The 8,597-nt window shown below is 70.1% G+C and carries 8 protein-coding genes; all 8 read left to right on the forward strand.

The features are described 5' to 3' along the window. Positions 1-336: 336 nt before the first annotated feature. Positions 337-1,323 (forward strand): AAA family ATPase, encoded by a 987-nt coding sequence (locus tag VF092_31720; protein ID HEX6751906.1) that lies wholly within the window; start codon positions 337-339, stop codon positions 1,321-1,323. A gap of 369 nt (positions 1,324-1,692) precedes the next feature. After that, complete coding sequence (locus VF092_31725) at positions 1,693-2,703, forward strand: DUF58 domain-containing protein (GenBank protein HEX6751907.1); 1,011 nt, start codon at positions 1,693-1,695, stop codon at positions 2,701-2,703. After that, positions 2,700-3,794, forward strand: a complete 1,095-nt coding sequence (locus VF092_31730; GenBank protein HEX6751908.1) for a hypothetical protein — start codon at positions 2,700-2,702, stop codon at positions 3,792-3,794. The genes VF092_31725 and VF092_31730 overlap by 4 nt, the downstream gene beginning before the upstream one ends. Beyond that, the gene (locus VF092_31735) at positions 3,791-4,777 is read left to right on the forward strand and encodes a VWA domain-containing protein (GenBank protein HEX6751909.1); all 987 of its coding nucleotides are present in this window, start codon (positions 3,791-3,793) and stop codon (positions 4,775-4,777) included. Before VF092_31730 ends, VF092_31735 begins: the two co-directional genes overlap by 4 nt. A 133-nt stretch (positions 4,778-4,910) precedes the next feature. After that, positions 4,911-5,960, forward strand: coding sequence for a VWA domain-containing protein (locus tag VF092_31740; protein HEX6751910.1), 1,050 nt, complete (start codon positions 4,911-4,913; stop codon positions 5,958-5,960). Next, entirely contained in the window at positions 5,957-6,634 is a 678-nt protein-coding gene (locus VF092_31745) for a tetratricopeptide repeat protein (GenBank protein ID HEX6751911.1), read from the forward strand. Before VF092_31740 ends, VF092_31745 begins: the two co-directional genes overlap by 4 nt. Positions 6,635-6,701: 67 nt before the next feature. Further along, positions 6,702-7,793 (forward strand): hypothetical protein, encoded by a 1,092-nt coding sequence (locus VF092_31750; protein ID HEX6751912.1) that lies wholly within the window; start codon positions 6,702-6,704, stop codon positions 7,791-7,793. Positions 7,794-7,973: 180 nt separating this feature from the next. Beyond that, entirely contained in the window at positions 7,974-8,534 is a 561-nt protein-coding gene (locus VF092_31755) for a hypothetical protein (GenBank protein HEX6751913.1), read from the forward strand. The last annotated feature ends 63 nt before the right edge of the window (positions 8,535-8,597 follow it).

An 8,597-nucleotide genomic window follows, 5' to 3' on the forward strand; every position in this document is an offset into this window, starting at 1 on the left:
GGCCCCCTCCCCCGGCCCCTCCCCCGCTGCGCAGGGGAGGGGAGAACTCAGCGCGAATTCCTGTTCCCGCGCGGTGATGCGGCCTTGGCCTCGCGTCGAGGGGGGGTGCGAAATGCGCGGATAGTTGCGCGGCGCGCCACCCTCTCCCGTTATCGGGAGGGCGAGCGCTCTAAGGCGCGGGGTGAGGGCCCCCGCGGCCGCGGAAATCTCCGCTTGAAGGTTAGATGTACCCCCTCGATTTGCCCCGGTCCCCGGCCCGGCACGATCTTTCCGCGTGCGGGGCCGGTTGGCTCGTGCGTGGATGGATCGGGGATCGAGCGGAGATTCGGGATCGCAATGACGACGGCATCACCCTACGCGCCGGCGGACCTGCCGCGGGCGGATTTCCTGGACCGCATCGGCGCCGAGGTGCACCGGCGCGTGGTCGGGCAGGACTACATGATCGAGCGGCTGCTGATCGGGCTGCTCACGGGCGGCCACGTGCTGTTCGAGGGGCTTCCCGGCCTGGCCAAGACGCTCGCCGTGCGCACCTTGGCCGAGACCATCGACGCCACCTTCCAGCGCATCCAGTTCACCCCCGACCTCCTCCCGGCGGACGTGGTGGGGACGACCATCTACAACGCGCGCACCGGCGAGTTCGTCCCCCACAAGGGCCCCATCTTCGCCCACATCGTACTGGCCGACGAGGTGAACCGCGCGCCGGCCAAGGTGCAGGCGGCGCTGCTCGAGGCCATGCAGGAGCGCCAGGTCACCATCGGTGGCGAGACCTATCCTCTTCCCCAGCCCTTCCTCGTCCTGGCCACGCAGAACCCCATCGAGCAGGTGGGGACGTATCCCCTCCCCGAGGCGCAGGTCGACCGCTTCATGCTGAAGGTGCGGGTGGGATATCCGACCCGGGACGAGGAGAAGGAGATCCTGCGGCGGATGAGCGGGCCGGGGACGATCCCCGTCGCGCGGGTGGCGCACCCGGACGAGATCCTGGCCGCGCGCGAGCAGATCGCCAACCTGTACCTGGACGACAAAATCGCGGACTACATCCTCAACCTCGTCTTCGCCACGCGCGAGCCGAAGGCGGCGGGGGCGGCGGACCTCGAGCCGCTGATCGAGTTCGGCGCGTCTCCCCGCGCGACGATCGCGCTGGCGGCGTGCGCGCGCGCCCACGCCTTCCTGCGCGGCCGCGCGTACGTGACGCCCGAGGACGTGAAGGCCATCGGCCCCGACGTGCTGCGCCACCGCATCCTCACCACCTACGAGGCCGAGGCCGAGGAGATCACCCCCGACCACATCGTGCGCCGCGTGTTCGAGACGGTGCGCGTGCCGTGAGGCGATCGTGGCGGTGATGAGCGGCGGCGAGGCCGAGTCAGCGATGACCGCGCGGAAACGGGACAGGGAGCGTGGCCGCGGCCGCGCGGGCCCTCTCCCTGGCGCTTCGCGCCGGTCCCTCCCCCAAAACAGCCTGGGGGAGGGACGTGGGCTCGCTCCGCTCGCGGCTGGTTCGAGTGTGAGGGCAAAGAGCGGAGAAAGCCCGCCGCATCCGTGCAACGCAGGCTGGAGGTGCTTCGGAGCCGCGCTCATGGTCACGAGCGAAGCGAGCCCGTCCCTCCCCCAGGCTGTTTTGGGGGAGGGACAGGCTGTCCGGACGCGACGCAGACGCGCCGGGCAGCCAGGGAGAGGGCCCGGGAGGCGGCGGCCATGCTGAGCCGCTTCTCCCCACCGAAACGCGAGCCGCGGCGGCGCTTCGTCTGGCTGCGCTCGCTCTTCCGGCGCCGGCGGCCGCACGCGCCGGCGCTCCCCGCGCACGCAAGCACGGCGCCGGCGCTCCCCGAGGTGCTGCGGCAGGTGCGGCGCATCGAGCTGCGCACGCGGGGGCTCGTCTCGTCGCGCTTCAGCGGCGAGTACCACTCGGTGTTCAAGGGGCAGGGGATCGAGTTCGTCGAGGTGCGCGAGTACCTCCCCGGCGACGACGTGCGCACCATCGACTGGAACGTCTCGGCGCGCACCGGCGGCACCTTCGTCAAGAAGTACGTGGAGGAGCGCGAGCTCTCCGTCCTGCTGATGGTCGATCTCTCCGGCTCGGAGCGGTTCGGCACGCGCGGGCGGTTCAAGAGCGAGATGGTGGCCGAGGTGGCCGCCTCGCTGGCGATGAGCGCGGTGCGCAACAACGACCGCGTGGCCCTCCTCGTCTTCACCGACGGCATCGAGCTGTTCGTTCCCCCGCGCAAGGGGCGGCGCCACGCGCTGCGCATCGTCCGCGACCTCCTCTCCTTCGAGCCGAAGGGGGTGGGGACGGACCTCACCGGCGCCATCGAGTACGCCGTGCGCCTCCTCCGCTCGCGCTCCATCGTCTTCCTGGTCTCCGACTTCCAGCAGCCGGTGACGCACGAGCTGGAGCGCGCGCTCACGGCGATGGCCTACCGCCACGACGTCGTTCCCGTCGTGCTCACCGACGCGGCGGAGCTGGAGTTTCCCGACGCCGGGCTGGTGCAGGTGACCGACCCCGAGACGGGCGCGCTGGTCGTCTTCAATTCGGGGGATGATGAACATCGCCGGGCGTTCCGCGATGCGGTGGAGCGCGAGCGGACGGCGATCCTGCGCATCTTCCGCCGCCTGGGGCTCGATGCGATCGAGCTGAACACGGCGGGCGACACCTCGCGCGCGATCCTCTCCTTCTTCCGCCGCCGCGAGCGCCGGCTCCGCCGATGACGCGCGCGGCCTGGCTCCTCCTCGTCTTCTCGCTGCTGGCGACGGCGCCGCTGGCCGCGCAGGACACCACGCCTGCGACGCGGTCGCGCGAGCGGCTGGGCCAGCTCCCGCCGCGCGGGCAGCGCCAGCGCATCACACCGCTTCCCCGCGCGGGCGGGGGGACGCGCGACACGCTGCGGCTGACGGTGGATGCGCTGATCGATCCGAATCCGCCGCCGGGATTCTCGTACCGCGGCAGCGTGGAGCCGAAGACCGTCACCGTCGGCGACCGCTTCTCGTCGGGGCTCGCCGTCTCCGTCGCGGCGGGGACGCGGGTGGAGATCGAGGCGCCGAAGGACTCCGCCGACCGCTGGCGTGTGCTCGGCCGCGCGACGGTCTCACCGCGGGACAGCGCGCGGACGCGGTACCTCGTCGTCGTTCCCATGGTGGCGTGGGTGCCGGGGATGCCGGACACCGCCCGGACGGAATTGCGGCTCACCGCGCCGGACGGGACCGTCGCCACCGTCCCCGTCACCCTGCGCCTGCCGCGGGTGCGCGCGACGCTGCCGGACGACACGACGAAGTGGCGCGTTCGCCCGCCGCACGACGTGTGGGGCCCGTCGCACGACTGGCGGATGATCGCCGCGCTCGCGCTCATCGCCCTGCTCCTGCTCGCGGTGATCGCGTGGCTGGCGGCGAAGCTGATCCGCGCGCGGCGCAAACGGCGCGTCCCCGCGACGGCGCGGCAGCGCGCGCTGGCGCTGCTGGAGCGCGCGCGCACTTCCGGCTTCATCGAGGCGGGGAACTGGAAGGCGTTCTACACCCTCGTCGCCGAGGCGCTGCGCGGGCTGGCGGCGGCGCTGGACGCGCGCTGGAGCACGGACCTGACCTCGGAGGAAGTGATCGCGGAGATGCGCGCTGCGGGCGTGGCGGAGGATCGCGTGGAGGCGCTGGAGCATCTCCTCCGCGTCGCCGATCTGGCCAAGTTCGCGCGCCGCGGCCGCGCGCCGGACGACGCGCGGCGTGACCTCGACGACGCGCGGCGGTGGGTGGAGAGCTTCGCCGCGCCGGAGCCAGTCGCGGAGGACGCGACGGTGGGGGTGGCGCCGTGACCATCCAGTTCGCGCACCCGTGGGCCCTGGCGCTGCTGGTGCTCGTGCCGCTCTGGTGGTGGCGCGTCCGGCGCGCGCGCGACACGGGGATCGTCTTCTCGCGCGCGTCGACGCTGGCCGCGCTGGGGACGCGCGGGGCGGCATTCCTGGGTGTTCTGCCGGAGATCCTGCGCACGGCGGCGCTCGTCTCCCTGATCCTGGCCATCGCCCGGCCGCGCACCGGCGCGCGCGTGGTGGAGGAGACGTCGGAGGGAATCGACATCATGGTGGCCATCGACGTCTCGTCGTCGATGCTGGCGCAGGATTTCACCCCCAACCGCCTGGGCGCGGCGAAAACGACGCTGGCGGAGTTCATTTCCGGCCGCCCTCACGACCGCATCGGCCTGGTCGCCTTCGCCGCCGAGGCGCTGACGCAGGTGCCCGCGACGGCGGACCACAACCTCCTCGGCGCCGCGCTCGACAACATCCAGGTGGGCGTGCTGGAGGATGGGACCGCGATCGGGCTCGGCCTGGCGACGGCGGCGAATCGGCTGAAGCTGGCGGCCGGGCAGTCGCGCGTGATCATCCTGATGAGCGACGGCGTGAACAACCGCGGCGCCGTGAACCCGGTGGACGCGGCGAAGGCGTCGGCGGCGTTCGGCATCCGCGTGTTCACCATCGGCGTGGGGTCGAGGACGCGCGCGCGCATCCCCGTCGCCGTCACCCCCGACGGCCGGCTGCGCTACGCGTGGATGCCCGTGGACATCGACGAGCCGCTGCTGCGCCAGATCGCCCAGACCACGGGCGGCCGATACTATCGCGCCACCGACACGCGCGCCCTCCAGCGCGTCTACGCCGAGATCGACCGCCTGGTGAAGACGCGCGTGCAGGTGCGGCGCTACGTGCGCTTCAGCGAGCGCTATCTCCCGTTCCTCCTGGCCGCCGCGGCGCTGCTCGTCTCCGAGTGGTGCTTCCGGGCCACGCGGTGGGGGAGGGTACCATGAACAGAAAGTCCTAAGTCCTGGGTCCTAAGTCCTAAGTGGAAAGGACTCAGCACTCAGCACGGACTTAGGACTCAGGACTTAGGACTTAGGACTTAGGACTTAGGACCAAGGACTCAGGACTATCGGTTTCCAGATGGACCGCATGGCGCACCCCGAGCTGCTGCATCTCATCCCCCTCCTCCCGGCGATCGTGGGGGTGGCGATGCTGCTGTACGCGCGCCGCCGACGCCAGGCCGCCGAGGCGCTGGGCGAGGCCGGGCTCGTGCGCCGCCTGAGCGCGGCCGACCTGACCGCCGCGCCCAACCGCCGCATCCTGCTGGTGACGCTGGCGGCGCTCCTCCTCGGCGTGGCGCTCGTGGGGCCGCTCTGGGGGGTGGAGCCGGAGCTGGGGCAGGGGGGGACGGCGGACGTGGTGCTGGTCCTCGACGCGTCCAACTCCATGCGCGTGCGCGACGTGGAGCCCGACCGGCTGGGGTGGGAGAAGCGCGCCGCGCGCGAGCTGCTGCAGCGGCTCGACGGCGCGCGCGTGGGGATGGCGATCTTTACCGGCCGCGGCTACGCCGTCTCGCCGCTGACGACGGACTTCACCGCGCTGCAGCTGTACCTCGACGGCCTCTCGCCCGAGGTGGTGACGCAGGGCGGCACCTCGCTCTCCGAGGCCATCACCCAGTCGATGGGGCTGCTGATGGAAACGCGCGGGGAGATGCCGTCCGGCTCGCTCGTCCTGCTGACCGACGGCGACGCGCTGGAGGAGCGCGACGAGGTGCTGCGCGCGGCGAACATCGCCCGGCGTGCCGGCGTCCCCGTCAGCACGGTGGGGATCGGCACGCCGCAGGGCGGCCGCGTTCCCGACCTGGATCCGGTGACGGGGAAGCAACTCGGCTGGAAGCGCGAGCCCAACGGCGAGGTGGCCGTCTCCCGCCTGGGCGCGCCGCTGCTGGCGGAGGTGGCGAAGCGCAGCGGCGGCGTCTACGTCAACGCGGCGCAGCCGAACGCCGCCGTGCAGGTCGCCGCCGCCGCGCGCGGGGTCCCAGGGCGGGCGCGGCGGACGGGCGCCGGCGCGCCGGGGAACCGCTACGAGTGGTTCGCCGCGGCGGCGCTGCTGCTGCTGGCCCTCGACGCGCTGGTCCCCGAGGAGCTGGCGGGACGGCGTCGGAAGCCGCGGACGCGGGGGGCGGCGTGAAGCGGCTCCTGCTCCTGCTCGCCTTTCCGCCGCTGCTGGGCGGCGGCATCGCGGAGGGGAACCGCCTCTACCGCGAAGGCCAGTTCCGCCGCGCCGAGGCCGTCTACCGCCGCCGCCTGGCCGACGGCGACACCTCCGCCGCGCTGCGCTACGACCTGGGCACGGCGCTGCTGCGGCTGGGGCGGTGGGACGACGCCCGCCCGCACCTGGAGGCCGCGGCGGAGACGCGGGTCGCCGCGCTGCGCCAGCGCGCGCACTACAACGCGGGGAACGCGGACCTGGAGCCCGTCTTCCGCCGCCGCGTGACGGGTGACGAGCAGCGGCGCGAGCGGCTGGAGCGCGCCATCCGCCACTACAAGGAGGCGCTCCTCCTCCGCCCCGGCGACATGGACGCCAAGTGGAACCTGGAGTTGGCGCTGCGCCTCCTCCGCCGCGAACCGCCGCGGCAGGGGGGGGGAGGGGGCGGCAACGAGAGCAGCCCGTCGTCGGGCGGCGGGGGCGCGCAGCAGCCGCAGCCCGCGCCGCAGCCGTCGCCGTCGCAGCAGCCGCGGCCGGAGCTGAGCGAGCGCGAGGCCGAGCGCATCCTCACCGGTGCGGCGGGCGCGGAGAAGGAAGCGCAGCGCCAGGTGCTGAAGCGCGCCCGCGCCGACCGCCGCCCCACGCGCGACTGGTGACTAAAGTGATCGTATGCGGCGTAAGGTTCTCTCCCCTTGGTAAAGATCTACACGAGAAGCGAGCCGTATGTATTTCCGCCTCCTGAATTGGCTCTCCGAGTTGCTCTTGGAGACAGATGACGGCATCGAACTGGAGTTCGACTTGGACGGACCTCACCACATTCGTGTGATGTTGCGATCCCCTTCTGGGGAGAAGGAGTGGGAGCGATATGGACGAGTTGCAACAGTTGTCACCGCAATTTGTGAATTTACGCCGGATCCAACGATTTTGTCTGTCTTCGAATCTCTCGCGGCCGGTGTCGTGCCCGAGGCGTCGCCATCTCCTGAATCGTCGCTGTGGGCTGATTACTTTGAAGCGAATGGACGTAGACTTCTTCCGGCCGACCTTTTCCCGAAGCATGCGAGTTTATTTGTTGATGAAGTCCGAACAGAACTTGGGACGTCTATCAAGCAGGTTGTGGAGGTTCTGCGGTGGCGGATGGGTGCTTGGACTCCGCATGATCCTTTTCATGCAGGGTTCCACGATGCTGAATGGTCGCTCGATGGTACCCTCTGGCACGTGCTTCCAGCTTATACACTCTTCAGAATTGGTCCCTCAGCTGTAGTAGGTCTTTCAAGGGAGGAATTTTCTGAACTCACCCAAATGCTCACGGACAGGCAGACTGAGCCCGTCGGTCACGTTCTCTTCCGAGAAGCATGGGACAGTCGGTTGCGGAATTCGCGCAGTGCCTTGGTTATCGGTGTAGCCGCACTTGAGATCGGGCTGAAGGAATGCATAGCAGACCTAGTTCCTGCGGCAGAGTGGCTAGCCATGAATGCGCCAACACCTCCCGTGGTCAAGATGCTTCGGAAGTACCTACCAACGCTTCCTGTGCGACTTGGTTTTGACGGGAAGGCTCTCATACCGCCTAAACTTCTCAAAGTCTTGGACGAGGGGGTCGAACTCAGGAACCAAGTTGCGCATTCGGGGAATGGTGAACTAACGTTTCTTCTTCTTGAAGAGGTACTGCTGGCAGTCAGGGATGTCCTCTGGCTTCTCGATTACTACCGCGGTCGTGAGTGGGCTATAAACTACGTTAGCGAGACTACGAAAGAAATGCTTTTCCCACCGCATCGCACAGCAACGAAAGGCACGCGAGTGGCTCGGTCGGGGGAGTAGATTCAAGCATCATACGAGGGGCCGATCCACAAACACAGGCACGAGACATTCTGTTGGTTTTGCGGAATTCGCAGGATGCGGTGATCGTCGCAATTCGCATGGGGGGATTGACGTTAGCTGCGCTCGATGATTTCATTATCGCGTCGAAATCTTCCCGCTTCCCCTCCCGCTGTTCTCGCGATGCGAATCCTGAACACCGTCCTCGTAGCCGCGCTGGCGATTGCCGGCGCCGCCGCCCACGCCGCAGCCCAGCGGTCGCAGCAGCAGCAGATCGGCAGCTTCACGATCTTCCACCAGGCCGACCTGATCACCGACGCCAGCCGCACGGGCGCCATCTCGCCGTCCGACGACGGCCAGTCGTTCATCGGCTGGCAGTGCCACGGCGACACCACCGGGATGTTCCTGGCGTGGGAGGGCGAGCCCGGCGGCGACGACGCCGACGTCATCTTCCGCTTCGACCAGGACGCGCCCGACAGCACGGTGCTGGCGCAGACCGGCAGCGACGGCAAGCTCTACCTGTGGTTCCCGCTGGACGAGACGTACGCGCTCACGCAGCGCGCGATGACGGCCTCGCGGCTGGTGATCCGCTGGTGGGACGTCGAGGAGACCACGCACGACCTGGTGTTCAACCTGAACGCCAGCGGCCGTGCGCTGCGCACGCTTCCCTGCGTGGCCTCCGGGCGCCCGCCGGTGCTCGGCAGCCCATCGCCCGCGATGCGAAAGCCGAGCGACAAGAGCTGACGCGGCGGGGGGACTGGATCCGCGCTGAAGGGGAGGTGTCGGCGCGGCCGCGGGCGGGGGGGG

This window comes from Longimicrobium sp. (assembly GCA_036377595.1).
Taxonomy (GTDB): domain Bacteria; phylum Gemmatimonadota; class Gemmatimonadetes; order Longimicrobiales; family Longimicrobiaceae; genus Longimicrobium.